The following is a 25,117-nucleotide window of genomic DNA, read 5'->3' on the forward strand; positions in this document are numbered from 1 at the left end:
CGCCCACGGGGGCGTACCGGCCCGGGATCAGTGGAAGAAGTGGCGCGTACCGGTGAAGTACATCGTCACGCCCGCCTTCTTCGCGGCCTCGACGACCTGCTCGTCACGGATCGAACCGCCGGGCTGCACGATCGCCTTCACGCCGGCGTCGATCAGGATCTGCGGGCCGTCCGGGAACGGGAAGAAGGCGTCCGACGCGGCGTACGAGCCGCGCGCCCGCTCCTCACCGGCCCGCTCGACGGCGAGCTTCGCGGAGTCGACGCGGTTGACCTGGCCCATGCCGACGCCGACGGAGGCGCCGTCCTTGGCGAGCAGGATCGCGTTGGACTTCACGGCGCGGCAGGCCTTCCAGGCGAACGCCAGCTCGTCCAGCTCGCCCTGCGAGAGGGCGTCGCCGGTCGCGAGGGTCCAGGAGGCGGGGTTGTCGCCGTCGGCCTGCAGGCGGTCGGTGACCTGGAGGAGCGCGCCGCCGTCGATCTGCTTCGTCTCGACCTTCGCGGACGGGCCGTTCGGGGCGCGCAGCACGCGGATGTTCTTCTTCTTGGTGAGGGCTTCGAGGGCGCCGTCCTCGTAGTCGGGCGCGACGATGACCTCGGTGAAGATGTCGGCGACCTGCTCCGCCATCTCCTTCGTCACCGGACGGTTGACCGCGATCACGCCGCCGTACGCCGAGACCGGGTCACAGGCGTGGGCCTTGCGGTGCGCCTCGGCGACGTTCGCCGCGACGGCGATGCCGCACGGGTTCGCGTGCTTGATGATCGCGACGCAGGGGTCCTCGTGGTCGTACGCGGCACGGCGCGCGGCGTCCGTGTCCGTGAAGTTGTTGTACGACATCTCCTTGCCGTGCAGCTGCTCGGCCTCGGCGAGGCCGCCGGTGCCGTCGACGTAGAGGGCGGCGCCCTGGTGCGGGTTCTCGCCGTAGCGCAGGACGTTCTTGCGCTGGTACGTGGCGCCGGTGAAGTCCGGGAAGCCGGAGTCGTCGGCGGCGGCGCCCGCGGCGTAGCCGCCATTGGACTCAGTGTCGGCGAACCAGCTCGCGACGGCCACGTCGTACGAGGCGGTGTGCTGGAACGCTTCGGCGGCGAGGCGCTTGCGGGTGACGAGGTCGAAGCCGCCGTCCTTGACGGCCGCGAGGACATCCGCGTACCGCTCGGGGCTCGTGACGATCGCGACCGACGGGTGGTTCTTGGCGGCGGCGCGGACCATCGACGGGCCGCCGATGTCGATCTGCTCGACGCACTCGTCGGGGGTGGCGCCGGAGGCGACGGTCTCCCGGAACGGGTACAGGTTCACGATCACCAGGTCGAACGGCTTCACGCCGAGGTCGGCGAGCTGCTTCTGGTGGTCCTCCAGGCGCAGGTCGGCCAGGATGCCCGCGTGCACCTTCGGGTGCAGGGTCTTCACGCGGCCGTCGAGGCACTCGGGGAACCCGGTGAGCTCCTCGACCTTGGTGACCGGCACGCCCGCGGAGGCGATCCTCCCGGCGGTGGAGCCGGTGGAGACCAGCTCGACGCCCGCCTCGTGGAGCCCGCGCGCGAGCTCTTCCAGGCCGGTCTTGTCGTAGACGCTCACCAGGGCACGGCGGATGGGCCGCTTGTTCTCGGCGCTCACGGGATAACTACCTTTCGTCCCTCAATGCTGTAGCCGTGACGGGCGAGGCGCCCCACGACATCGACGAGCAGCGTTCGCTCGACTTCCTTGATGCGCTCGTGCAGAGCGCTTTCGTCGTCCTCGTTGCGGACCTCGACCACGCCCTGAGCGATGATCGGGCCGGTGTCGACGCCGTCGTCGACGAAGTGGACGGTGCAGCCGGTGACCTTGGCGCCGTACGCGAGCGCGTCCCGCACACCGTGCGCACCGGGAAAACTGGGCAGCAGGGCGGGGTGCGTGTTCACGAACCGCCCTCCGAAGCGGGCCAGGAACTCCTTGCCCACGATCTTCATGAACCCCGCCGACACGACCAGGTCCGGCTCGTACGCGGCCGTGGCCTCGGCGAGCGCGCGGTCCCACTCCTCGCGGGTGGCGTGGTCCTTCACGCGGCACACGAACGTGGGCAGGCCCGCGCGCTCGGCGCGCTCCAGGCCGACGATGCCGGTGCGGTCGGCGCCCACGGCCACGACCTCCGCGCCGTACGCGTCGGCCCCCCGAGCCGCGATCTCGTCGAGGAGTGCCTGCAGATTCGTTCCTGATCCGGAGACCAGCACGACGAGGCGCTTGGCCTTGGCCACGGCGGGGCCCTTTCTAGGGGAGCTACGGTGCACGGCCGGTTTGTGCGGGCGCGTCTTTGTGCGTTCGCATGAAGGCTTCGCCTTCCCCGATACGGGGAACCCTACGAAGCGGCCGACCGGCAGCAACGATACCGGCACGGCCGACGGCCCCCACGGGACGGGGGCCGGGACGCCAGGTAGCGTCGGCGGCACGGAACGCCGAGCGGCCGGCGGAACGCTGGGCGGCCATCGGACGTTGACGTGAAGAACGCCACGTGGTGCCGCGCCAGCGGCCCGTGACCGACGACCTAGGGGAAGACGCACACCTGATGCCGGACCGAAGCCTTCGCCTCACGCTGTCCGCCGGCGCCGTCCTGCCGCGCGAAGGCCGACCCACGCCGCCGTCGGCGTCGCCGTCCAAGGAGTCGGACGGCGCGCAGGACTCCGGTTCCACCAAGGCGGACAACCCGTTCGCGGCGCCGCCCGAGGGCGCTCCCGACAGCCCGTGGCGGCCGCGGCGCCCGGAGGGCTCGGACCAGGACCAGGGGTCGGACTCCGGTTCCGGTTCCGGTCAGGGGCGCTCGCCGTGGGGCGGGCAGTGGAGCGACCGGCAGCCGGGGCGCGCCCAGGGCGGGCGCTTCGGCGACCGGCCGGGCAGCGGTGGCAACGGCGGCGGCCCGGAGGGCCAGGGCAACGGGCAGGGGCCGGGCCCCGGCGGCATGCGCTGGGACCCGACAGACCCGGTCCAGCGGCGTGCGCGCTACGCGCTCCTGTCCGGCATGTGGGGCTTCTTCTTCGCCCTGTTCAGCTGGCCGTACGTGGCGCTGCTGCTCGGTGTCCTCGCGGTGTACTGGGGTGTGAGCGCGCTGCGTGCGAAGTCCCGCCCGGCGGATCCGGACGCGCCGGCGGCGCCCGCGGTGGAGTCGGGGCGGCCGCAGACGACGGCGGCGATCAGTGGGCTCGTGACGGGGGCGCTGGCGCTGGCGATGGTGGCGTCGTTCTTCGCGGCGAAGCTGGTGTACAGCGATTACTACGAGTGTCGGGCGGATGCGTTGACGCATGCCGCGCAGGAGTCCTGCGAGGACCTTCTGCCCGAGGGGCTGGTCCCCCTCCTGGGCGAACGCTGACCGTCCCCTCACGCCACGGGGCTCCGCCCCGGCCCCCGCTGCTCAATCGCCGCAGGGGCTCAAAAGAATCCGATCCTCACCCGCCGCTTCCCGGGAGGGTTCACCAAGCCCCTCCCAGGGGGCCAATCAAACCCCTCCGGCGGGCCAATCAAGCCCCTCCGGCGATTGAGGAGCGGGTGACCGGGTCAATCAAGCCTCTCCGGCGATTGAGGAGCGGGGTTCGGGGCGGAGCCCCGACGGGGGGCGTCATGTGCGGGGGCTATTCGGGGGACCAGCGTTTTGCGCGGGAGGCTTCGTCGAAGAAGTCGTAGGGCTCGACGGGCCCGGCGGAGACCAAGGGTTCCGGTTCCCCCGGCTCAGGGTCCGCACGGGGGCGGAACCGGAACCACCACACCGCCAACCCCACCGGCACCCCCACCCCGCACACCCACCCCGCGGCCACCACCCCGCACACCCACCCCACCGGCCCGAACTCCGCGAGCGCGGACCGCCCCAGCGCGCCCCCCGCGCCCCCGGCCAGGCACCCCATCACCACGCCGCACACCCCCGCGGCCAGCGCCACCCCGCCCGCGAGCCGCCGCCACGTCCACTCCGCGGCGCCCGCCACCACGAACCCGGCCACGACCACCGCCGCCACCACGGGAACCGCCCCCACGGCCCACGTGAGCGGCGTCCCGGGCCCGGCCTCCGGCACCGCCACCAGCAGCGGGAACGTGGGCAGCTGCGCGGCTCCGGCGCTCCCCAGTGGCCCCACGGCGTGCCCCGCGCCGAGCACGACCCCGGGGCCGAGCGCGTACGCCGCGCCCCAGATCGCCGCGTTCGGCACCAGCCCCACGCACAGCAGCAGCACCGCGAACCGTCCCGACCACGCCCCCGTGAGCTGCACGAACGACTCCCGTACCGCCTCCCCGCGCCACACCAGCGCCACCGCCACGAGCAGCGCCCCGCCCGCGAGGAGCGCGAGCACCCCGGCGAGCGCCGCCCGTACGGCGACCGGCCCCACCTCCCGCAGGAACCCCGCGGGCAGCGGCCCGTACGGCCGTCCGTACGCCGCCCACACCCCGGACCCGGCCGCCGCCGCGGTCAGCACGACCAGATGCGCCGCGCAGCTCACCCACGAGGGCCGCAGTTCGCCGCCCGCGCAGTAGTACGCGGCCGCCGAGCCGACCACCAGATAGCCGAGCGCGGTCCCGGCCCACGGACCGGCCACCGATTCGGCCTCCTCCGCGGCGTCCCGGGCCGCGCGGTGCACCAGCCACAGCGGCAGCGCGAGCAGCAGGAGCGGGCTGACGCCCAGCGGCGCGGGCGCCCCGGAGAGGGTGTCCGTCCGGATCACCTCGGCGCCGTGCGCCAGGATCCACACCGCCGCGGCGGTGTGCAGCGCGCCGTCGGGTCCGCTGTCCGGGTACGGCGAGCTGATCCACAGCACCATCACGAGAACGGCGCAGGCCCCGAGCCCGAGTCCCGCGGCGAGGGCTCCGCGCAACGCGCCTCTCACGGGGCCCGGGGCGCGCTCGCGCAGCCGGGTCACGAGCAGGGGCAACGACAGTCCATGGCCGGTCATTTGGGTCACCGCACCATGCTCCCAACGACACGCCCTTACCTCGCGCAACAGGCGAAGCCCGGATGTGTCGCACAAGATACGTTTATGTTCTTTATCGCGCGAAAGGGTGTGTGGAGTTCACGATGACGCAGGGCGCTGTCACCCCACTTCCGCCGCCCAAGGAGCGCCGCAGGCTCCGCGAGGCCGGGTCAATGACGCGTGACGAGGTCGCCGAGAGGGTCGGCGTGACGCGTGAGACGGTCCGCCGCTGGGAGACCGGCCGCACCACCCCGAAGGGTCAGAAGCGGGAGACGTACGCGGGGCTCCTGGCGGAACTGGGTGCCGGAGCGGCGGTCGAGGAGCACGCCGCACCGGGGCCGACGCCTCGGGGCTCCGCCCCGGACCCCGCTGCTCAATCGCCGCAGGGGCTTGAAGTGTCGCAGGCGCTGGACGTGCGGCCGGAGTCCGGTGCCGAGTTGCGGACCGCCGCGGAGGCGTTCGACGCGTTGTACGCGCACGCCGCGCCGTTCCTCGTGCGGCAGGCGTATCTGCTGACCGGGCGGAGGCTGCTGGCGCGGGAGGCCGTGGAGCGAGCGTTCCAGCAGGCCTGGCAGCGGTGGCCCGAGGTGGCCGTGGACCCGGACCCCGCGGGCTGGGTGCGGGCCGCGGCGTACGAGTACGCGATGTCGCCGTGGCACGGGATCCGCCCCGGCAACCGGCAGCCGGAGGCGCCGCCCGCCGATCCGGACGACCGTGAGCTGCTCGACGCACTGCTGGGCCTGCCGCCCGTGTACCGGCGCACGCTGCTGCTGTACGACGGCGTGGGCCTGGATCTGCCGGAGACCGCGGCGGAGACGGAGGCCAGCACCCCGGCCGCCGCGAACCGCATCCTGCACGCCCGGGAGGCGGTCGCCCGGCGGCTGCCCGACCTCGCGGTCCCCGAGCAGCTGCACCGGCGGCTGACCGAGCTGGCGGGCTCGGAGGAGCTGACCGCGCCCGGCTCCACCGTGGTGCGCAGCGGCGGCGAGCGGCGCACCCGGTTCTGGACGCGGGCGGCCGTCGCGTTCACGGTCTTCATCATCGGCGCGACCGCGCTGACCGTACGCGTGGCGCCCACGCACTACGAGCCGGTCCCGGCACCGGGGTCGCCGATCGCCGGGGTGCCGCCGCTGACCGGCCCCGAGCCGCTCACCCAGGCGGACCTGGAGCTGCGCAAGGAGCTGCGGGAGCGGCTGAGCGGAGGGCCGGAACGGCTCACGCCGCAGGCGGAGTAGCGCGTACGCCAGTGGGCCCGCACCGTCGTCGGTGCGGGCCCACTGAGCTGCGTACGGGACGCGATCAGCTGAGCAGCTCGCGCGCCAGCTTCGCCGTCTCGGTCGGCGTCTTGCCGACCTTGACGCCGGCGGCCTCAAGGGCCTCCTTCTTGGCCTGCGCGGTGCCGGAGGAGCCGGAGACGATGGCGCCGGCGTGGCCCATGGTCTTGCCCTCGGGCGCCGTGAAGCCGGCGACGTAGCCGACGACCGGCTTCGTCACGTTGGCCTTGATGAAGTCGGCCGCGCGCTCCTCGGCGTCGCCACCGATCTCACCGATCATGACGATGAGGTCGGTCTCCGGGTCGGCCTCGAAGGCCGCCAGGGCGTCGATGTGCGTGGTGCCGATGACCGGGTCGCCACCGATGCCGACGGCCGACGAGAAGCCGATGTCACGGAGCTCGTACATCATCTGGTACGTCAGCGTGCCGGACTTCGAGACCAGGCCGATGCGGCCCGGCTTCGTGATGTCGCCCGGGATGATGCCGGCGTTCGACTGGCCCGGGGTGATGAGACCGGGGCAGTTCGGGCCGATGATGCGGGTCTTGTCGCCCTTGGACTTGGCGTACGCGTAGAACGCGGCCGAGTCGTGGACGGCGATGCCCTCGGTGATGACGACGGCGAGGGGGATCTCGGCGTCGATCGCCTCGACCACGGCGGCCTTGGAGAAGGCCGGCGGGACGAAGAGCACGGACACGTTGGCGCCCGTCTTCTCCATCGCCTCGGCGACGGAGCCGAAGACCGGGACCTCGGTGCCGTCGAAGTCGACGGACGTGCCGGCCTTGCGCGGGTTCACACCGCCGACGATGTTCGTGCCGTCGGCGAGCATGAGCTTGGTGTGCTTCATGCCCGTGGCACCGGTCATGCCCTGGACGATGACCTTGCTGTCCTTGTTGAGGAAGATAGCCATGGCTGTGGTTTTCCCTCGTCCCTTACTTCGCGGCCGCGAGCTCGGCGGCCTTGTCGGCCGCGCCGTCCATGGTGTCCACGCGCTGCACCAGCGGGTGGTTGGCGTCGGAGAGGATCTTGCGACCCAGCTCGGCGTTGTTGCCGTCGAGGCGGACGACGAGGGGCTTCTCGACCTTCTCGCCCTTCTCCTCGAGGAGGGCCAGCGCCTGGACGATGCCGTTGGCGACCTCGTCGCAGGCGGTGATGCCGCCGAAGACGTTGACGAAGACCGACTTGACGTCGGCGTCGCCGAGGATGATCTCCAGGCCGTTCGCCATCACCTGGGCGGACGCGCCGCCACCGATGTCGAGGAAGTTGGCCGGCTTCACGTTGCCGTGCTTCTCACCGGCGTACGCGACGACGTCCAGCGTCGACATGACCAGACCGGCGCCGTTGCCGATGATGCCGACCTCGCCGTCGAGCTTGACGTAGTTGAGGCCCTTCTCCTTGGCGGCGGCCTCGAGCGGGTCGGCCGCCTCCTTGTCCTGGAGGGCCTCGTGGTCGGCGTGCCGGAAGTCGGCGTTGTCGTCGAGCGACACCTTGCCGTCCAGGGCGATGACCTTGCCGGACTTCACCTTGGCGAGCGGGTTCACCTCGACCAGGAGGGCGTCCTCCTCGACGAAGGTCTTCCACAGCGTCTGGAGGATCTCGGCGACCTGGTCGGCGACCTCGGCCGGGAACTTGGCGTCGGCGACGATCTGGCGGGCGACCTCGGGGGTCACACCGTCGTTGGCGTCGATCGGCGTCTTGGCGACGGCCTCCGGACGGGTGGCCGCCACCTCCTCGATCTCCATGCCGCCCTCGACGGAGGCGATGGAGAGGAAGGTGCGGTTGGTGCGGTCCAGGAGGAAGGAGACGTAGTACTCCTCCACGATCTCCGGAGCCGTCTCGGCCATCATCACCTTGTGGACCGTGTGGCCCTTGATGTCCATGCCGAGGATGTTGGTCGCGTGCTGCACGGCCTCGTCGGGGGTGGCGGCCAGCTTCACGCCGCCGGCCTTGCCGCGGCCGCCGACCTTCACCTGCGCCTTGACGACGGACTTGCCGCCCAGCCGCTCGGTCGCCTCGCGGGCCGCCTCAGGCGTGTCGATGACTTCACCGGCCAGCACCGGTACACCGTGCTTGGCGAAGAGGTCCCTCGCCTGGTACTCGAACAGGTCCACGCGCGTCCGTCCCTATCAGTGATCTCGCGGTTCGTTATCTGCGTGGGCGTGCCGCGAAGGGCAACGTGACTCCGCTGTCACACGTGACGTCTGCTGCGAGCTGTCACTAGGGAGGCGTACACGGGACCGAGTACGCGGCATGTCCGTCTCGCAGGTTATCGCCGCTCAGGTACGGCTTCTAAATCGCAGATCACACATGAGCGGTGATACCCGTCACAGAGCGTCCTGTTTATGACGCTATTTGCACCGCTGCGGCGGGGTCGTGAAACCGCGCGCGGCCTCACCGAGCGGGGGTGCGCTCGGTGAGGCCGCAGGTCAGCGGGTGGTCATGTCCCCATGCGGACCACCCGCCGTCGTGCACGGAAAGGAGCGCGATCCAGCCGATGGCTTTCGGTCGTCCGGGCTCCGTCGCTCCGTCGGTCAGACGCCCGGCAGGTAGCTGGGCGCGACCGAACCGGCGACACCGTGCACACCGTTGACGGCATTGCCCGCGAGCGGCTGGGCGTCCGCGGTGACGGTGCCGGTCAGGTCCTGCGCGAACGGGGCGACCGCCTGGGTCACACCGCCGGCCAGCGGCGCCACGTCGTCGCCGACCACGGTCTGGACGAACGGGGCCACGTTGTCGCCGACCAGGCCCTGGGCGAACGGCGTCACGTCGCCGACCGCGCCGCCCGCCAGCGTGTCCACGTCGCCGAGCGCCTGGCCGACGACCGGGAGCACGCCGTGCACGGCGGTGGCCGCGACGGGCGGGAGCACCGCGTCGGTGGTCTCGGCGACGGCCGGGGCGGTGTTGGTGCGCACGTTCTGTACGGCGCCGTGGGCGGTGTGGGCGGTGCCGCGGACTGTGCTGTGGGCGTCGTCCCGCACGGTGCTCTGCGCGTAGGCGGGGGCCTGGGCGGCGGCCTGCGTCAGCTCCTGCTGGAGCTGCGGGGCGAAGGCGTCGAGCGGGCCGAACAGGTAGTCGACGCCTTCCTCGGCGCGCTCCTGGGCGTGGGCCGCGTGGCCTGTGGCGGTGGCCTTGACGTCGCTGGTGGCGTCCTTGACGTCGGCGGTGGTGGGGGTCTGGGCCGTCTGGGCCTTGTCGGTCACCTGCGAGGTGGCGTTCTGCACGTCCGACTGCACGTCGGCGACGGTGTCACCGGCGAGGTCCGGCACGGACACCGAGTGGACCGGCAGCTCGTCGGCGCTCGCCACGGCGGAGCCGAGGGCCCACGCGCCGGAGACGCCGGCGGCTATCACGATGGAGCGGCGGATGTTCTTGTTCATGGGTACGTCAGTTCCTTCGAATTCACTGAACTCACTGAATCCAGTTCACGGCTGGGCAGACCTGTTCCGCCCCCGCGCGGCAGGTCACGGGCGGGGAAGGGCTGCCCTAGCCGGGGAATTCGGGAATGTCGCGGAGCCGGTCGACCACCGGCGAGGTGCCCGCGGACGCCGTGGCGCCGGACGCGAGCAGAACGGGGGCGCGGTCGCCGAACGCCGCCGCGTGCAGATCACCGTGTCGCGTCGAACCGCCGTCACCCGCGCTCGCACCGACCGACGGCACCCCGTCCGGCCGCTCCGGCATGTACGGCGCTGACCCGGACCGCGCCACGTCGTGCGCCGCGGCCGTCGCGGGCCCCTGTACGGCGCCGAACTGTGCGGCGCCGTGGGCCCGCGGCCCGCTCGTCGCGGCGTGGGCCGAACGGTCGTGCACGGCCGGCCGGTCGGCGTGAGCCGCCGCGGCCTGCGGGTGCTGGGGCGTGGTGGCGGCGGGTCCGGGGCGGGTCGCGGCGGGCTCGCCCAGGCCGACCAGGTCGGCGAGGTCACCCTCCGTCAGCCGCTGCGGCACCTCTTCGGCGAGGCCCACGACGCACGAGGCCAACTCCTCGACGGACCCCGTCACCTGGCGCACAGCGACCCCGACCGGCTCCGTCAGGTGACGCAGGGACTCGGCGAGCCGCGTTCGGACGGAGGCCGGGGCGGTGGCTGCGGTGAGGGCGGCGGGCTCGTCGATTTCGGCGTCCGACAACCCCGTGCGCTTCAGGACGGAGGCCTGCGGCGCGGAGGTGCGCGTCGTGGAGGTGCGCGTCGTGGAGGTGTGCTGCACGGTGGCGCGCTTCGGTGCGGGCTCCGCGGACCGGGCCGGAACGCGCTCCGGGTCGGCCTGCGGCGCGCCGGTCCGCGAGGCCACCGGCTCCCGCGCCGCCGTCGCGGCCGACGCCTCGGAGGCAGCCGGGGCAGCGTCGGTGGACACGGTGGCAGCGTCGGGCGTGGTCGCCGCGCGCAGCTTCCGCGCGGAATCGGCCACGTGCTCGCGTACGGTCACGTGCCCCGCCCCGAGCGAACCCGCCCCGGAGGCTTCGGGGGCCGACAGGCCGTCCGCCTGTGCCCGGCCGCCGCACACGATCCCGAGGACGAGCAACCCGCCGAACAGCAGCGCCAGTTGCAGCGCACGCCGTCCGGCCGCCGCGCCCAACAGGCGCGCGACGGGGGCGGGAAGAGTCATCGGGACAGTCACGGTGGCCGAATCCTCGCACGGGACGAGGGAGGCGGCGCAAGCCCCGTGTTACCGATGGGTACTCATATCCGGTTCGCGGCGGCTGCACCCTTTTCCGATGTCGCGTCCGGTATCGGGAGGGGCCTCTTCTCGATCGCCGCGGCCATCACGTCGGGGAACAGATCGGGGGTGCAGGCGAACGCCGGCGCGCCGAGCCCCGCGAGGGCGGCGGCGTGCTCCCGGTCGTAGGCGGGCGCGCCCTCGTCGGACAGCGCGAGCAGCGTCACGAACTGCACGCCGGACGCCTTCATCGCGGCGACCCGCTTCAGCATCTCGTTGCGGATGCCGCCTTCGTAGAGGTCGGAGATGAGGACGACGACGGTTTCGGAGGGGCGGGTGATCTGCGACTGGCAGTACGCGAGCGCCCTGTTGATGTCCGTGCCGCCGCCGAGCTGGGTGCCGAACAGCACGTCGACCGGATCGTCGAGCTGGTCCGTGAGGTCCACGACCGCCGTGTCGAAGACGACGAGCCGGGTCGAGATCGAGCGCATCGAGGCGAGCACCGCGCCGAAGACGGAGGCGTAGACGACGGACGCCGCCATCGAGCCCGACTGGTCGATGCAGAGGACGACCTCCTTCTTCACGGACTGCGCCGCGCGCCCGTACCCGATCAGCCGCTCGGGCACGATCGTGCGGTACTCGGGGAGGTAGTGCTTGAGGTTGGCCGCGATCGTGCGGTTCCAGTCGATGTCGTGGTGGCGCGGCCGGCTGATCCGGGCGCTGCGGTCGAGGGCGCCGGTGAGGGTGGCGCGGGTGCGGGTGGCGAGCTTCTTCTCCAGGTCCTCGACGACCTTGCGGACGACGGCGCGGGCCGTCTCCTTGGTCGTCTCGGGCATCGCCTTGTTGAGCGAGAGCAGCGTGCCGACGAGGTGCACGTCCGCGTCGACCGCCTCCAGCATCTCCGGTTCGAGCAGCAGCGCGGACAGGCCGAGCCGGTCGATGGCGTCCCGCTGCATCACCTGGACCACGGACGACGAGAAGTACGTCCGGATGTCGCCGAGCCAGCGCGCCACGGCCGGAGCGGACGCCCCGAGCCCCGCGCTCCGGCTGCCGCCGCCCGGCTGCCTGCCGGATCCGCCCGAGCCGTACAGCGCGGCGAGCGCGCCGTCCATCGCCGCGTCCTGCCCGGTGAGGCCGCAACCGGTGCCGTCCGCCTCGTCCCCGCCGAGTACGAGGCGCCAGCGCCGCAGCCGCTCGTCCGCCGCGCACGTCGCGTGCGCGTCCGTCTCCGTGCCCGTGTCGGTGTCCGTGCGGGTCATGCCACCGCCCCCTCAACCTCGTTGTCGCCGTTAACGTCGACGCTGCCGTCAGCGCCGTCATCGCTGTCGCCGCTGCCACCGCTGTCGTCGCTGTCGTCGCTCTGGCCGAGCAGGAGGCGCAGTACCGGCAGCACCGCGTCCGCCCGCTCCGTGTCCAGGTCCTCGCCGAACCCGCGCGGCCCTCCGGCGACGGCGGCCTGGCCGCCTCCGGACGGCCCGCGCCGGACCAGCTCGCCGAGCGTGCGCCGCACCCCGGACTCGTACGCCGAGAACGTGCGCCGCAGCAGCGGCAGTACGTCGGTGAACGCGTCGCCCGACACCCTCGTCAGCCAGGCGTCGACGAGGGCCAGGAGCCGCTCGTCGTGCACCAGGAGCAGCCCGCCGCCCGAGCCGCCGCCGACGAATCCCTCGATCCACGCCGCCGCCTCGGCCGGTTCGGTACCGGGCGACAGGGCGAGGCTCATCAGCCGGGCCGCGTCGTCCTCGCCGAGCACGCCCTCGTCGAGGAGCACGCGCGCGCACCGCCCCCGGACCACTCCGGCCACGCCGTCCCGCTCCGCGAGCACGCGCAGCACGCCCCGCCAGCGGTCGCGCACCCCGGCGTCCTCCAGGAGCGCCACGGCCGAGTGCACCGCGTCGACATGGCCGCGTATCTCGCCCGCCGCGTCCGCGTCGAGCCCCACGCACGCCGGGGGCAGGCCGACGAAGACCCGCTCGGCGAGGCCCGCCGCGACCTCGGCGAGCGCGCCGGTGTCGGTGCCGCGCACGTCGCCGTAGCGCAGGGCGCGGACCAGGGCGGGCAGGGCGCCGGCGAGGTGGCCGACGTCCGTGTCGAGCGCGGCGCGGTCGGCGAGGACCCGCATCACGACGGGCAGCGCGTCCGAGAGCCCGGCGCGCAGGCACCGCTCGGCGAGCGCGGTCACGTCGGCGAGCGCCGTCGCCGCGACGGCGTCCGACTCGGCCTTGGCGGTCGCGGCGGCGTGCACCGTCGTGCCCCACACCCCGGCCTCGGCGACCCGCACGGACAGCTCCGGCTCCCAGCGCAGCCGCCACGACTCGCGGAACGTGCCGGTGGAGCCGCGCGCCGACCTGGCGGGCTCGCCCCACGCGATGCCGAGGAGCCGCAGCCGGTGCAGCAGCCGGCTGCGCGCGGCGTCGGTGTCGCCCCGCAGGTCGAGGTCCAACTCCTTCTCCGCCGCCGCCGGTTTGAGCCGCAGCGAACGCTGCTGCCGCGTGAGGTCCCGCTGCAACGGCACCGCGGGCGCCGCCTCCGGAACCTCCCCCAGCACGTCGCCCACCACCAGCTTGTCGTGGATGAGCGACAGCGGTACGTCCGAGCCCTCGCACAGCACGGCCCGCACCGCGTCGGTGGTCTCGGTGAGGCCCGCGAGCGGCCGCCCGCGCATCACGGCGAGGGTCTCCGCGAGGCGTACGGCCTCGATGACATGGGCGGAGGACACGATGCGGTCCTCCGCGCGCAGCAGCCCCGCGACCTTGGTCAGCCAGCGCTCCACGGGCCGGTCGGGCGCGCTGAACAGGTGCCCGTACCAGCCGGGCGACTCGATGCCCGCCCCGTATCCGCTCGCGCGGGCGAGCCGTCGGTGCGTCCACGGCACCCACGTCATGTCGACCTTGGCCTTCGGCAGGCCCTTGAGCAGGGCCCGGTCGGCGGCGACGGTCGTCTTCCTGCGCAGCGCGGGGACGTGCCACGCCCCGCACACCACGGCGACGTCGTCGCCGAACTCCTTCTGCGCCGCTCGTACTTGGAGCCGCATGTACGCCTCGCGCACGAGGTCGCGCTCGTATCCGCCGCCCCCGCACGCCTCGCGCAGCGCGCCCATCGCCTCGCCGAGCGCTGCGAAGGGGTCGCCGTCCCGGTGCTCGACGACGTCCTCCCACCAGCGCTCCGCGTCGTCGTATCCGGCGGTCTCGGCGAGGACGCGCAGCGGGTCGATGCGCACGGAGACCTCCGCCGCTTCCTCGCTCTCCTCCACGCCCTCCTTCACTTCCTCGCCCCGGTCGCCCTCGTCCCGGTCGTCCTCGCCCCGCAGTGCCAGGCTGTGCGCGGCCGGCAGGTCGATGAAGCGCACCGGCACGTCGCGGCCCAACGCCCATTGGATCGCGACCCATTCGGGCGAGAACTCGGCGAACGGCCAGAACGCCGACTTGCCCGGCTCGTCCACGACGTGGGCGAGCAGCGCGACCGGCGGCCGCATGTCGGCCTCGGCGGCGAGCGGCACGAGCCCGTCGGCCTCGGGCGGCCCTTCGATCAGGACGACGCGCGGCTCGGTGGCGTCGAGCGCGGTGCGTACGGCGCGCGCGGATCCGGGGCCGTGGTGCCGCACGCCGAGCAGCGTCGGCCCCTTGGTCGACGTCGTCACGCGCTCACCTCGCGGCAGGCCCGGTAGAAGTCCTTCCAGCCGTCCCGCTCGCGCACCACGGCCTCCAGGTACTCCTGCCAGACGACCCGGTCGGCCGCCGGGTCGCGCACCACGGCCCCGAGGATCCCGGCGGCCACGTCGGAGGGGCGCAGCACGCCGTCCCCGAAGTGCGCCGACAGCGCGAGGCCGTTGGTGACGACGGAGATCGCCTCGGCGGTCGACAGGGTGCCGCTCGGCGACTTCACCTTCGTCCGCCCGTCCGCCGTCACACCGTCGCGCAGCTCGCGGAAGACGGTGACGACGCGGCGGATCTCGTCCATGCCGTCGGGCGCGCTCGGCAGCTCCAGCGCCCGGCCGACCTGATCGACCCGGCGCGAGACGATGTCGACCTCGGCCTCCACGCTCGCGGGCAGCGGCAGCACGACCGTGTTGAAGCGGCGGCGCAGCGCGCTCGACAGATCGTTGACCCCGCGGTCGCGGTCGTTGGCCGTGGCGATGAGGTTGAAGCCGCGCACGGCCTGCACCTCCTGCCCCAACTCCGGTATCGGCAGGGTCTTCTCGGACAGGATCGTGATCAGTGTGTCCTGCACATCGGCCGGGATGCGCGTCAGCTCCTCGACGCGTGCCGTCATCCCCTCGGACATCGCCCGCATGACGGGGCTCGGCACGAGGGCGTCCCTGCTCGGCCCGTGGGCCAGCAGCTGCGCGTAGTTCCAGCCGTAGCGGATGGCCTCCTCCGGCGTCCCCGCCGTGCCCTGCACCAGCAGGGTCGAGTCCCCGCTCACGGCGGCCGCGAGATGCTCCGACACCCAGGTCTTCGCGGTGCCGGGCACCCCGAGCAGCAGCAGCGCCCGGTCCGTCGCCAGCGTCGTCACCGCGACCTCGACGATGCGCCGCGGGCCCACGTACTTCGGTGAGATCACCGTGCCGTCGGGCAGCGTCCCGCCGAGCAGATACGTGGCGACGGCCCACGGCGACATCCGCCAGCGGGCCGGCCGCGGCCGGTCGTCCTGTGCGGCGAGCGCCGCGAGTTCCTGCGCGAACGCGTCCTCGGCGTGCGGCCTCAGCGTCTCTTCCACGGCCTGGCCCTCAACGGAAACGGTCATGGCTCTCCCCCTCCAACTCGCGCAACTCGAACCATCACGACGAGCTGTCTGCCGCTCTCGTCGCGTGTTGGATTCCACGGTGCACCACGCCACTGACAATCGACCTCGGCGCCAACATCGGCGCAGGTCAGAGCAGTTGCCGGGGCGATTGTCAGTGGCGGGACCTACCGTCGACGACATGAATCAGCAGGGGGTTCGCTGGACGGCGGATCAGGTGCTCGCGCTGGCGCCTGACGCTTCGTCACGCAAGGCGGGAAGCAAGCTCGGGTCGCCGGGGCCCTGGTCGGGGACCGGGACGTCCGCGAGCGCGGGAGATTCGGACGAGGGGGCGGTGTGGGGACTGTGCAAGGGCAGCGGCAGCAAGCCGTACCAGACGATCGTGGACATCGGCCAAAGCGCCGCGGGCTCGACGGGCCCGGCGTACAAATGCAGTTGCCCGAGCCGCAAGTTCCCGTGCAAGCACGCACTCGGGCTGCTGCTGCTCTGGGCGGTCGACGAGACGCACGTGCCGGCGGGGCAGGCGCCGCCGGACTGGGCCCAGCCGTGGCTGGAGGGACGGCAGAAGCGGGCCGGGTCGCAGCAGGCCGCGGCGTCGGCGGCCGGTTCGGGCGGCGCCCCGGCGGATCCCGAGGCGGCGCGGCGCAGAGCCGAGCGGCGGGCCCAGCGGATCACGGCGGGGGCCACGGAGCTGGAGCAGCGCCTGACCGACCTGCTGCGCGGCGGCCTCGCGCAGGCGGAGCGGGCGGGGTACGGGCTGTGGGAGGAGACGGCGGCCCGGATGGTCGACGCGCAGGCGCCCGGACTCGCGGCGCGAGTACGGGAGTTGGGGGCGATACCGGCGTCCGGGCCCGGCTGGCCGGTGCGGCTGCTTGAGGCGTGCGCCCTGCTCCACCTCCTGGACCAGGGCTGGCTGCGCCGCGAGGAACTGCCCGCCGAGCTGGCGGCGACGGTCCGCTCCCGCGTGGGCCTGCCCGCCTCCGACCGGGAGCCGGCCGTGCGCGACCGCTGGCTGGTCCTGTCCCAGTACGACTCGACGGACGGCCACCTCACCACACGCCGGATATGGCTGTACGGAGCGGAGAGCGGGCGCACGGTGCTGCTGCTGTCCTACGGGGCGGCCGGCCGCGCCCCGGCACTGGCCCTGCCACCGGGCCGCACCCTCGACGCCGAGGTGTCCGTCTTCCCCGGAGCGGGGGCCCTCCGGGCGGAACTCGGCGACCAGTTCGCCGCGCCGGACGTGAGCGGCGCCCGCCCCGAGGGAGTCGACGTCACGACCGGCCTCGCCGCCTACGGGACGGCGCTGGCGGCCGACCCCTGGCTGGAGTCCTGGCCGGTGACGCTCGCGGACGTCATACCGACACGCACCCCGGAAGGCCACTGGCAACTCGCCGACAGCGCGGGCAAATTGGCTCTCCCCCTCACCGAATCCGCCGCGTCGTCCCCCGGCCTGTGGCGCCTGGTGGCGACCTCCGGCGGCGCCCCCGTGACGGTCTTCGCCGAATGCGGCCCCACAGGCATCCGCCCCCTCACCACCTGGACCCCCTCCACCCCAACCCCCATCCCCCTGACCTGACGGTGCCCTCCGCCACCCCGGACCGCCCCTCCGGTGCCCCACCCAAGCCCCTCCGGCGATTGAGGAGCGGGGTCCGGGGCGGAGCCCCGGGGGTTCCACCCCGGTGCCGGTGACGGGGGCACCACCCGGTGACGAGGGCAACACCCGGTACCGGAGGGGGCCCCGCCCCACCCACAACCACCCACCGCACAAAAAGGAGAGGCCCCACGATGACGCCGACGCCCACCTGGGACGACCTGGTCAGCACCGCACTCCTCGGCACCGACCGCCGCCCGGACCACCCCCCGCACACCCTCCTCGACACCGCGGCCCTCCACACCGTGCGCCACCGCGCCGGCCTCCGCCCCGCCCCGGCCGCCGACCTCCCGGAGCGCGCCGCGGAAGACCCCCGCCCGCCCCTGCCGCACCTCGCCCGGAACCGCCTGGCGATGCTGCTGACGGACCGTTCCACGGGCGGCGGCTCCCGCCGCGGCACCGCCCCCGACCTCCTGGAACTCCTCCCCCAGTGGCTCGCCACGGCCAACGCGCACGGCTACGGACCCCCACCCGAGCTGCTGCCCGCCCTCCTCGACGCGGCACGCGGCCGCACCGACCTGCGCCCGCAGGCGCTCACGTTCGCGGGCCCGCGCGCGCTGTGGCTGGCCCGCCTCAACCCGGACTGGAAGTTCGCGCTGCGCGCCACGCCGGGTGCGGGCACCGCGCTGCCCGCGCCGCAGGACACGGAGGAGGTCCTGCGGCGCTGGGAGGAGGGCCTGTTCGCGGAGCGGGTCGCGCTGCTCGCCTCCGTACGGGCGTACGACCCGGCGGTGGGCCGCGCCCTGCTGGCCGGGACGTGGGGCACCGAGCGGGCGGAGGACCGCCTGATGTTCCTCGACTCGCTGCGCACGGGGCTGGGGGACGCGGACGAGCCGTTCCTGGAGCAGGCGCTGGCCGACCGCAGCAAGAACGTGCGGGCGACGGCCGCCGAGCTGCTCTCCGCGCTCCCCCGCTCGGCGCTCGCGACGCGCATGGCGGACCGTGCGCTGACCTGCGTGGCGCTGGACCGCGCGACGGGCACGGTCGTCGTGGAGGCACCGCACGAGTGCGACGCGGCGATGGAGCGGGACGGAGTGGTGGCGAAGGCACCGGCGGGCCGGGGGGAACGGGCCTGGTGGCTGGGCCAGTTGGTGGAGGCGGCGCCGCTGGACCGCTGGCCGGACCGGTTCGGCGGGCTGAGCCCGGAGGGGATCGTGGCGCTGCCGGTCGCCGACGACTGGCGCGGCGAGCTGCACGCCGCGTGGTGCCGGGCGGCGGTGCGCCAGCGCGACATCGGCTGGTCACGGGCGCTGCTCGGGGCGCCGACGGCGCCGGACGCGGCGGGCCCCGGGGCGGTGTCGCTGGCCGAGCGCGCGAAGCTGCTCGCGGCGCTGCCGGGGGCGGAACGGGCGGAGTGGGTGGCGGAGTTCATCGCCGCGCACGGCTTGTCCGAGGCGTTCCAGCTGCTGGGGGTGTGCGGGACGCCGTGGGCGCGGCCGCTCGGGCGGGCCGTGGTCGACGCGCTGAACATCGCGCGGGACGCGGGGAGTTACCCGTGGAGCTTCAGCGGAGTGATGGGTCTCGCCGAGCGCTGCCTGGACCCGGACGAGGTCGGACGCCTCGAGGGCCTCACGGCGGCGGTGGACGAACCGGAGGGCTCGGCCCCCGGCGCCGGCGGCTACTGGACGGAAGCCTTCCAACGCCTCGCCGGCACCCTCCGCCTCCGCCACTCCATGCGCACCGAACTCACCCCACCCAGACCAAGCCCCTGCGGCGATTGAGCAGCGGGGTCCGGGGCGGAGCCCCGTGACCGCAACCCCGGTGCCGCGCCACCGAACGCGACACCCACCCGCCGGAGGCCTACGCTCCGGCAGGCTGCCGCACATTCGCCCGCACCCACTCCACGATGGACGCGGTCGTCGCCCCCGGCGTGAAGATCTCCGCCACACCCTTCTCCTTCAGCAGCGGAATGTCCCCCTCGGGGATGATCCCGCCACCGAAGACCTTGATGTCCGCGGCATCCCGCTCGGCAAGGAGCTCGATGACACGGGCGAAGAGGGTGTTGTGCGCGCCGGACAGGATGGACAGCCCGATCGCGTCGGCGTCCTCCTGAATGGCGGTGTCCACGACCTGCTCGGGCGTCTGGTGCAGGCCCGTGTAGATGACCTCCATTCCGGCGTCACGCAGCGCACGCGCGATCACCTTGGCCCCACGATCGTGGCCGTCGAGTCCCGGCTTCGCGACGACCACGCGGATCGGACCGGCTGCCACACCCATCACTGCCTCCTTGAAACGACTGCTGAATCAAAAACTCACGCGACTGTTCAAAAGACTGTTGCCCGAAGTGAACGAACGTTATCGACAGCATCCCGCAAGGCGCCGTTTCACGGTGCGGACCGAGGGGGAAATCACACGGTGGGACACATTCGCTGCGCGCCGCGACTGCCGGAGGCGGGACCGACCGCCACATCCGGGACAGGCGCGAGGGAGCCGCTTCGAGGTCGCCGCGCCACCGCGCCGACAGCCGCACGGCACGGTGGCACGGTGCTTCCGGCTGCCGTTCGGCCCGATGCGTCGGCGCATCCGGCACGTTCGGCGGCACAGAATCACTTCGGCCGGCTCTCATGAGCGCACACGGGGGACAGAGGCCTCCTCCCGTGTGCCGACGGGAGGTTGACCGATGAAGGTCACGAGGACCCTGCCCTTTCGCCCCCTCTGCCAACTGCTGCCCACGAGACTGGCCGGACTCTCGATCGCCCTGCTGAAGGCGACCGCGCTCGAGCTGGCGATCCTCGCGGGGCACCTGCTCCTCTATCCCTCGGGCATCCTCCCGGAACGACGGCAGCCCCTGCCGCTCCCCCACCATCCGTCGCCCCCGCCACTGGACGCGCCGGTCGACGTGACCCCGGACGGACCGGTCGACCTCGACACGCCCCCGGCCGCCGCCCCCACCGCGGACGCGCCCCGCCTGCCCGCACCCGCCGCTCCCCCGGTCCTGCTCCTGCACGGCTTCATCGACAACCGCTCCGTCTTCGTCCTGCTGCGCCGCTCCCTTGCGCAGCACGGCAGGCAGCACGTCGAGTCGCTCAACTACTCCCCGCTCACGTGCGACATCCGGGCGGCGGCCGCGCTGCTCGGGCGGCATGTGGAGGAGCTGTGCGAGCGCACGGGCCGGGACAGGGTCGACATCGTGGGGCACAGCCTGGGCGGGCTGATAGCCCGCTACTACGTGCAGTGCCTCGACGGGGACCGGCGGGTGCGCACGCTCGTCACGCTCGGCACCCCGCACGGCGGCACCAGCGTGGCGCCGCTCGCGGACGCGCATCCGATCGTCCGGCAGATGCGGCCCGGCTCGTCCGTGGTCGAGGAGTTGAGGCGGCCCGCGCCCGGCCGCCGTACGCGCTTCGTGAGCTTCTGGAGCGATCTCGACCAGCTGATGGTGCCCCTGGAGACGGCCTGCGTGGACCACCCGGACCTGCTGGCGCAGAACGTGCGGGTCACGGGCATCGGCCATCTCGCGCTGCCGGTCCACCCGGCCGTCGCGACCGGCATACGTCAGGCGCTCGACGCCGAACCGGAGGAAGGAGGGCGCTCGGCCGACAGGAACGGCGGCGGTCTGACCGTGGCCTGAGGGCCCCTCGAACCGGCCATTTCGTCGAACGATCATCGAACTCAGGGCCAAAGAACTGTCCATAGTCCACCCAAAGGCGGCCGATTGCCCCGTTCTCCGGGGCATGAAACCTGCCGAAGATTGTCGCGCCCTCATACCGACGGGTACAGTCGCCGCACTGCTCTGGCAGCCCCTGTTGTCGAGGCGAAAGAGAAGTTGGTGAACGACCGCAATCCGTCGGGGACCGCGCCCTACGCGTCGTACGACGGTTACTCCGCGACCAGCTTCGCAAGCGATCCGCTCTTCGGCGACATGCAGGAGGACCCCTACGAACCGGGGTCCCACAGCACGGGCCAGTGGCACACGGGCCCGCAGCAGCAGTACGCCGCCCCCTACGCGTCCGGTCATTACGGCACCGGGGCGTACGAGACCGGGACCTACGACACGGGCGCGTACGACACGACCGGTTCCTGGTCGACCGGCGGGTACCAGCAGGTCGCCGACATCCCGGCGCAGCAGCCGAGTCCGGCGGCCGAGCAGCACAGCACCGGCCAGTGGGACACGTCGGCGTACGAGACGCAGCAGTGGGACACCTCGGGTTACGGGACGCACGCGTTCCCGGCCCAGCACCCCGACACACAGAGCTTCGAGGTCCCCTCCTTCGGGACGCAGACCTTCGACACGGGCTCCCTCGACACGGGCTCCTTCGCAACCCAGACGTTCGAGACGCAGACCTTCGAGGCCCCCGCCTTCGATTCCTTCGAGTCCTTCGAGACGCAGACCTTCGAGACCCAGTCCTTCCCGGCGCCCGTCTTCGGTACGACCCCCTACGACACCGGCGCGTACGACGCCACGCAGTGGAACGCCGGTGCCGCCGAAGCGCCCACCGAGCACGGTCTCGCCCCCGACCCGGAGGCCCCCGAGGCCCCCGAGGTCGCCGAGCACCACGAGGCGGCGGCAGAGGCGGAGGCCGAACCGGCGCCGGCGCCCGTCTCGAGAAGGTCGAGCCGCGGCGCGGGCAAGAACGTCTCGCGCGGCCGCGCCGGACGCCGTCGCCCCGCGGCGAAGCGGTCGGCGCTGATCACCGTCGTCGTACCGTCGGCCTGTGTGGTCGGCGTCGCCGGGATCGCCGCGGCCAGCGTCGGAGGCGGCGGGGACGAGGGCCAGGAGACGCAGACCACCGCCGCGGCGGCCGACGCGCAGGCCGTGCAGCCGTCCGTGGCCAACAACAAGCTGGACACGCAGCTGAAGGACCTGTCCGCCGACGCGGGCGACTTCGCGGACCGGGCGAGCCGCACGCAGGAGCGGATCGACCTGAAGGCGAAGCAGCAGGCGGAGCGCAAGAAGGCGGCCGAGGAGGCCGCGCGCAAGGAGGCGATGCGGCCCAAGTTCGCGCTGCCGGTGAAGCAGCACGGGCTGAGCGCCTACTACGGCCAGGCCGGCGTCAACTGGATGTCCCAGCACTCCGGCATCGACTTCCCCGTCTCGTTCGGCACCGAGGTGATGGCCGCGACCGACGGCACCGTGCGGACGCAGTGGAACAGCGCGTACGGGAACATGGCGATCGTCACCGCCAAGGACGGCACGGAGACCTGGTACTGCCACCTGTCGTCGCACACCGTGATGAGCGGCCCGGTCAAGGCCGGTGACGTGATCGCGCGCTCGGGCAACTCCGGCAACTCGACCGGACCGCACCTGCACTTCGAGGTACGGCCCGGTGGCGGCTCGGCGATCGACCCGCTGCCGTGGCTGCGCAGCCACGGCATCGACCCGACGTAACCAGCCCCCGTAACCAGCCCCCGTACGAGGGACTACAGCTTCTCGACCGGCGCGTACCGCAGCAGCAGCCGCTTCGGCTTGGGGTCGCCGAAGTCGATCGTGGCCTCCGCCTTGTCGCCCGTGCCGGAGACGCCCACGACCGTGCCGAGCCCGAACTGGTCGTGCGTGACGCGGTCGCCGACGCCGAGGGCCACCACCGGCTTGTCGCCCGCGCGGCGCGTGGCGAAGGCCGGCGTCGAACCCGAGCGGGAGCGCGAGGACGACAGGGACGCCGCGATGCCGCCGCCGATGCTCTTCGTGGAGGCCGCGGGCGTCGAGGGTCCCGTGCGCTTCCAGTCCAGGTGGCCGGCCGGGATCTCCTCCAGGAAGCGGGAGGGCGGGTTGTACGAGGGCTGGCCCCAGGCGCTGCGCATGGAGGCGCGCGTCAGATAGAGGCGCTGGCGGGCGCGCGTGATGCCGACGTAGGCGAGGCGGCGCTCCTCCTCCAGCTCCTTGGTCTGGCCGAGGGAGCGCATGTGCGGGAAGACGCCGTCCTCCAGGCCGGTGAGGAAGACGACCGGGAACTCCAGGCCCTTGGCGGTGTGCAGGGTCATCAGGGTGATGACGCCGCTGCCGTCGTCGTCCTCGTCGGGGATCTGGTCGGAGTCGGCGACGAGGGCGACGCGCTCCAGGAAGTCGGAGAGTCCTCCGCCGCCCGTCTCGGTCTCGCCGTCCTCACCCGCCTCCTGCTCGAACTCCAGGGCCACGGCGGCGAGTTCCTGCAGGTTCTCGATGCGGGTCTCGTCCTGCGGGTCGGTGGAGGCCTGGAGTTCGGCGAGGTAGCCGGTGCGCTCCAGGACGGCTTCCAGGACCGTCGCCGGGCCCGCGCCCGATTCGACGATCGTGCGGAGGTCCTCCATCAGCGTGTTGAACCGCTTCACGGCGTTGGCCGAGCGGGCCGCCATCCCGTACGCCTCGTCGACGCGGCGCAGGGCCTGCGGGAAGGAGATCTTCTCGCGCTGGGCGAGCGCGTCGATCATCGCTTCGGCGCGGTCGCCGATGCCGCGCTTGGGCACGTTGAGGATGCGGCGCATCGGCACCGAGTCCTCGGGGTTGGCGAGGACCCTCAAGTACGCGAGGACGTCCCGGACTTCCTTGCGCTCGTAGAAGCGGACGCCGCCGACGACCTTGTAGGGCAGGCCGGTGCGGATGAAGATCTCTTCGAAGACACGGGACTGCGCGTTCGTCCGGTAGAAGACCGCGACGTCGCCCGCCTGCGCGTCGCCCGCGTCGGTGAGCCGGTCGATCTCGTCGGCGATGAACTGCGCCTCGTCGTGCTCGGTGTCCGCGACGTAGCCGGTGATCTGGGCGCCGGGGCCCTCGTTGGTCCACAGGTTCTTGGGGCGGCGCGACTCGTTGCGCTCGATGACCGCGTTCGCCGCGCTGAGGATCGTCTGCGTGGAGCGGTAGTTCTGCTCCAGCATGATCGTCGTCGCGTTCGTGTAGTCCTCCTCGAACTGGAGGATGTTGCGGATCGTGGCGCCGCGGAACGCGTAGATCGACTGGTCGGCGTCACCGACGACGCACAGCTCGGCCGGGTCGGCGTCCTCGCCCTCGGTGGGGCCGACGAGCTCCCTGACCAGGGCGTACTGGGCGTGGTTGGTGTCCTGGTACTCGTCGACGAGGACGTGGCGGAAGCGGCGGCGGTAGTGCTCGGCGACGTCCGGGAACGCGCGCAGCAGGTTCACCGTCGTCATGATCAGGTCGTCGAAGTCCAGCGCGTTGGCCTCGCGCAGGCGCGCCTGGTACATCGCGTAGGCCTGGGCGAGGGTCTTCTCGAAGCCGTCGGCCGCGGTCGCGGCGAAGTCCTCGTCGTCGATCAGCTCGTTCTTCAGGTTGCTGATCTTCGCGCTGAAGGACTTCGGCGGGAACTTCTTCGGGTCGAGGTCGAGGTCGCGGCAGACGAGTGCCATGAGGCGCTTGCTGTCGGCGGCGTCGTAGATCGAGAAGGAGGACGTGAAGCCGAGCTTCTTGCTCTCGCGGCGCAGGATGCGGACGCAGGCGCTGTGGAAGGTGGAGACCCACATCGCGCCCGCCCGCGGGCCCACCAGGTCCTCGACGCGCTCCTTCATCTCGCCCGCGGCCTTGTTCGTGAACGTGATCGCGAGGATCTGGCCGGGGTGCACGCCGCGCTCGGCGAGCAGGTACGCGATGCGGTGCGTGAGGACGCGGGTCTTGCCGGAGCCGGCGCCCGCGACGATGAGCAGCGGGGTGCCGCCGTGGACGACGGCCGCCTGCTGGTTCTCGTTCAGCCCCTCCAGGAGGGAGGCCGCGTCGAGGACCGGGCGCGGGGCGCCGTCCCGGTAGTACGCGTCCCGCTCCGGAGGCACGCCGAACAGCCCGTCCGGCATCGGCTCCGGGGCCCCGTCGTCGTACTCGGGGTCCGGGGGCGGCGGCGGGGGCTCCTCCGCGCCGTGCTGGGGGCCGGTCGCTCCCTTCTGGAGGCCGGTAAGGAAGCTGTCGTCAAAGAGGCTGCTCATCGCTCTACGAGTCTAGGCGGCCCCACTGACACCGTGGG

The 25,117-nt window shown here is 72.9% G+C and carries 18 protein-coding genes; 6 read left to right on the forward strand and 12 right to left on the reverse strand.

What is annotated here, in order from left to right; genetic code table 11:
• Positions 1 to 27: 27 nt before the first annotated feature.
• A complete protein-coding gene (purH, locus tag ACYBSK_RS33400; protein ID WP_460244340.1) occupies positions 28 to 1,611 on the reverse strand; it encodes a bifunctional phosphoribosylaminoimidazolecarboxamide formyltransferase/IMP cyclohydrolase in 1,584 nt (527 codons plus the stop codon).
• Positions 1,608 to 2,228 (reverse strand): phosphoribosylglycinamide formyltransferase, encoded by a 621-nt coding sequence (gene purN, locus ACYBSK_RS33405; RefSeq protein ID WP_457481002.1) that lies wholly within the window; start codon positions 2,226 to 2,228, stop codon positions 1,608 to 1,610. Before purN ends, purH begins: the two co-directional genes overlap by 4 nt.
• A 308-nt stretch (positions 2,229 to 2,536) precedes the next feature.
• On the opposite strand from purN, the gene ACYBSK_RS33410 reads away from it, so the two are divergent.
• Positions 2,537 to 3,334: a hypothetical protein gene (locus ACYBSK_RS33410; RefSeq protein WP_457481003.1), complete on the forward strand. Its 798-nt coding sequence runs from the start codon at positions 2,537 to 2,539 to the stop codon at positions 3,332 to 3,334.
• A gap of 259 nt (positions 3,335 to 3,593) precedes the next feature.
• On the opposite strand, the gene ACYBSK_RS33415 is transcribed toward ACYBSK_RS33410, so the two are convergent.
• Entirely contained in the window at positions 3,594 to 4,898 is a 1,305-nt protein-coding gene (locus ACYBSK_RS33415; RefSeq protein WP_460244341.1) for a cell division protein PerM, read from the reverse strand.
• Positions 4,899 to 5,020: 122 nt separating this feature from the next.
• Here ACYBSK_RS33415 and ACYBSK_RS33420 point away from each other — a divergent pair, with 122 nt between their 5' ends.
• The gene (locus tag ACYBSK_RS33420) at positions 5,021 to 6,151 is read left to right on the forward strand and encodes a sigma factor-like helix-turn-helix DNA-binding protein (RefSeq protein ID WP_460244342.1); all 1,131 of its coding nucleotides are present in this window, start codon (positions 5,021 to 5,023) and stop codon (positions 6,149 to 6,151) included.
• 64 nt (positions 6,152 to 6,215) lie between these two features.
• Here the strand turns inward: ACYBSK_RS33420 and sucD are convergent, their stop codons facing one another.
• The 7 genes from sucD to ACYBSK_RS33455 form a co-directional block, all read right to left on the reverse strand.
• Positions 6,216 to 7,097, reverse strand: coding sequence for a succinate--CoA ligase subunit alpha (gene sucD / locus ACYBSK_RS33425; RefSeq protein WP_457481006.1), 882 nt, complete (start codon positions 7,095 to 7,097; stop codon positions 6,216 to 6,218).
• A 22-nt stretch (positions 7,098 to 7,119) separates the two neighbouring features.
• Entirely contained in the window at positions 7,120 to 8,298 is a 1,179-nt protein-coding gene (gene sucC, locus ACYBSK_RS33430; RefSeq protein WP_457481007.1) for an ADP-forming succinate--CoA ligase subunit beta, read from the reverse strand.
• Positions 8,299 to 8,718: 420 nt separating this feature from the next.
• On the reverse strand, positions 8,719 to 9,564 hold the full coding sequence (locus ACYBSK_RS33435; protein ID WP_460244343.1) for a hypothetical protein: 846 nt from the start codon (positions 9,562 to 9,564) through the stop codon (positions 8,719 to 8,721).
• A gap of 106 nt (positions 9,565 to 9,670) precedes the next feature.
• Entirely contained in the window at positions 9,671 to 10,786 is a 1,116-nt protein-coding gene (locus ACYBSK_RS33440) for a hypothetical protein (protein ID WP_460244344.1), read from the reverse strand.
• Between the two features lie 74 nt (positions 10,787 to 10,860).
• Positions 10,861 to 12,096: a VWA domain-containing protein gene (locus ACYBSK_RS33445; RefSeq protein WP_460244345.1), complete on the reverse strand. Its 1,236-nt coding sequence runs from the start codon at positions 12,094 to 12,096 to the stop codon at positions 10,861 to 10,863.
• Positions 12,093 to 14,477 carry a DUF5682 family protein gene (locus tag ACYBSK_RS33450; RefSeq protein ID WP_460244346.1) on the reverse strand — a complete coding sequence of 795 codons (2,385 nt, stop codon included), beginning with the start codon at positions 14,475 to 14,477 and terminating at the stop codon, positions 12,093 to 12,095. Before ACYBSK_RS33450 ends, ACYBSK_RS33445 begins: the two co-directional genes overlap by 4 nt.
• Entirely contained in the window at positions 14,474 to 15,583 is a 1,110-nt protein-coding gene (locus ACYBSK_RS33455) for an ATP-binding protein (RefSeq protein ID WP_457481012.1), read from the reverse strand. Before ACYBSK_RS33455 ends, ACYBSK_RS33450 begins: the two co-directional genes overlap by 4 nt.
• Positions 15,584 to 15,761: 178 nt before the next feature.
• On the opposite strand from ACYBSK_RS33455, the gene ACYBSK_RS33460 reads away from it, so the two are divergent.
• Together ACYBSK_RS33460 and ACYBSK_RS33465 are read left to right on the forward strand one after the other, a co-directional pair.
• Entirely contained in the window at positions 15,762 to 17,156 is a 1,395-nt protein-coding gene (locus ACYBSK_RS33460) for an SWIM zinc finger family protein (RefSeq protein WP_460244347.1), read from the forward strand.
• A 209-nt stretch (positions 17,157 to 17,365) separates the two neighbouring features.
• Positions 17,366 to 18,952: a DUF5691 domain-containing protein gene (locus ACYBSK_RS33465; RefSeq protein ID WP_460244348.1), complete on the forward strand. Its 1,587-nt coding sequence runs from the start codon at positions 17,366 to 17,368 to the stop codon at positions 18,950 to 18,952.
• Positions 18,953 to 19,031: 79 nt separating this feature from the next.
• Here ACYBSK_RS33465 and ACYBSK_RS33470 read toward each other — a convergent pair whose 3' ends face one another.
• Entirely contained in the window at positions 19,032 to 19,448 is a 417-nt protein-coding gene (locus tag ACYBSK_RS33470) for a cobalamin B12-binding domain-containing protein (RefSeq protein ID WP_457481015.1), read from the reverse strand.
• Positions 19,449 to 19,851: 403 nt separating this feature from the next.
• On the opposite strand from ACYBSK_RS33470, the gene ACYBSK_RS33475 reads away from it, so the two are divergent.
• On the forward strand, positions 19,852 to 20,802 hold the full coding sequence (locus ACYBSK_RS33475) for an esterase/lipase family protein (protein WP_460244349.1): 951 nt from the start codon (positions 19,852 to 19,854) through the stop codon (positions 20,800 to 20,802).
• 198 nt (positions 20,803 to 21,000) lie between these two features.
• Positions 21,001 to 22,560: a M23 family metallopeptidase gene (locus ACYBSK_RS33480; protein WP_460244350.1), complete on the forward strand. Its 1,560-nt coding sequence runs from the start codon at positions 21,001 to 21,003 to the stop codon at positions 22,558 to 22,560.
• A 32-nt stretch (positions 22,561 to 22,592) separates the two neighbouring features.
• On the opposite strand, the gene pcrA is transcribed toward ACYBSK_RS33480, so the two are convergent.
• The gene (gene pcrA, locus ACYBSK_RS33485; protein WP_457481018.1) at positions 22,593 to 25,079 is read right to left on the reverse strand and encodes a DNA helicase PcrA; all 2,487 of its coding nucleotides are present in this window, start codon (positions 25,077 to 25,079) and stop codon (positions 22,593 to 22,595) included.
• Positions 25,080 to 25,117 lie beyond the last annotated feature (38 nt).

This window comes from Streptomyces sp. BYX5S, from assembly GCF_054724165.1.

Bases quoted from the DNA above. Each gene is read 5' to 3' on its own strand.
- ACYBSK_RS33410 (WP_457481003.1), top strand. From the start codon at position 2,537: ATGCCGGACCGAAGCCTTCGCCTCACGCTGTCCGCCGGCGCCGTCCTG.
- ACYBSK_RS33415 (WP_460244341.1), bottom strand. From the start codon at position 4,898: ATGACCGGCCATGGACTGTCGTTGCCCCTGCTCGTGACCCGGCTGCGC.
- ACYBSK_RS33420 (WP_460244342.1), top strand. From the start codon at position 5,021: ATGACGCAGGGCGCTGTCACCCCACTTCCGCCGCCCAAGGAGCGCCGC.
- sucD (WP_457481006.1), bottom strand. From the start codon at position 7,097: ATGGCTATCTTCCTCAACAAGGACAGCAAGGTCATCGTCCAGGGCATG.
- ACYBSK_RS33435 (WP_460244343.1), bottom strand. From the start codon at position 9,564: ATGAACAAGAACATCCGCCGCTCCATCGTGATAGCCGCCGGCGTCTCC.
- ACYBSK_RS33440 (WP_460244344.1), bottom strand. From the start codon at position 10,786: ATGACTCTTCCCGCCCCCGTCGCGCGCCTGTTGGGCGCGGCGGCCGGA.
- ACYBSK_RS33445 (WP_460244345.1), bottom strand. From the start codon at position 12,096: ATGACCCGCACGGACACCGACACGGGCACGGAGACGGACGCGCACGCG.
- ACYBSK_RS33455 (WP_457481012.1), bottom strand. From the start codon at position 15,583: ATGACCGTTTCCGTTGAGGGCCAGGCCGTGGAAGAGACGCTGAGGCCG.
- ACYBSK_RS33460 (WP_460244347.1), top strand. From the start codon at position 15,762: ATGAATCAGCAGGGGGTTCGCTGGACGGCGGATCAGGTGCTCGCGCTG.
- ACYBSK_RS33465 (WP_460244348.1), top strand. From the start codon at position 17,366: ATGACGCCGACGCCCACCTGGGACGACCTGGTCAGCACCGCACTCCTC.
- ACYBSK_RS33470 (WP_457481015.1), bottom strand. From the start codon at position 19,448: ATGGGTGTGGCAGCCGGTCCGATCCGCGTGGTCGTCGCGAAGCCGGGA.
- ACYBSK_RS33475 (WP_460244349.1), top strand. From the start codon at position 19,852: ATGAAGGTCACGAGGACCCTGCCCTTTCGCCCCCTCTGCCAACTGCTG.
- pcrA (WP_457481018.1), bottom strand. From the start codon at position 25,079: ATGAGCAGCCTCTTTGACGACAGCTTCCTTACCGGCCTCCAGAAGGGA.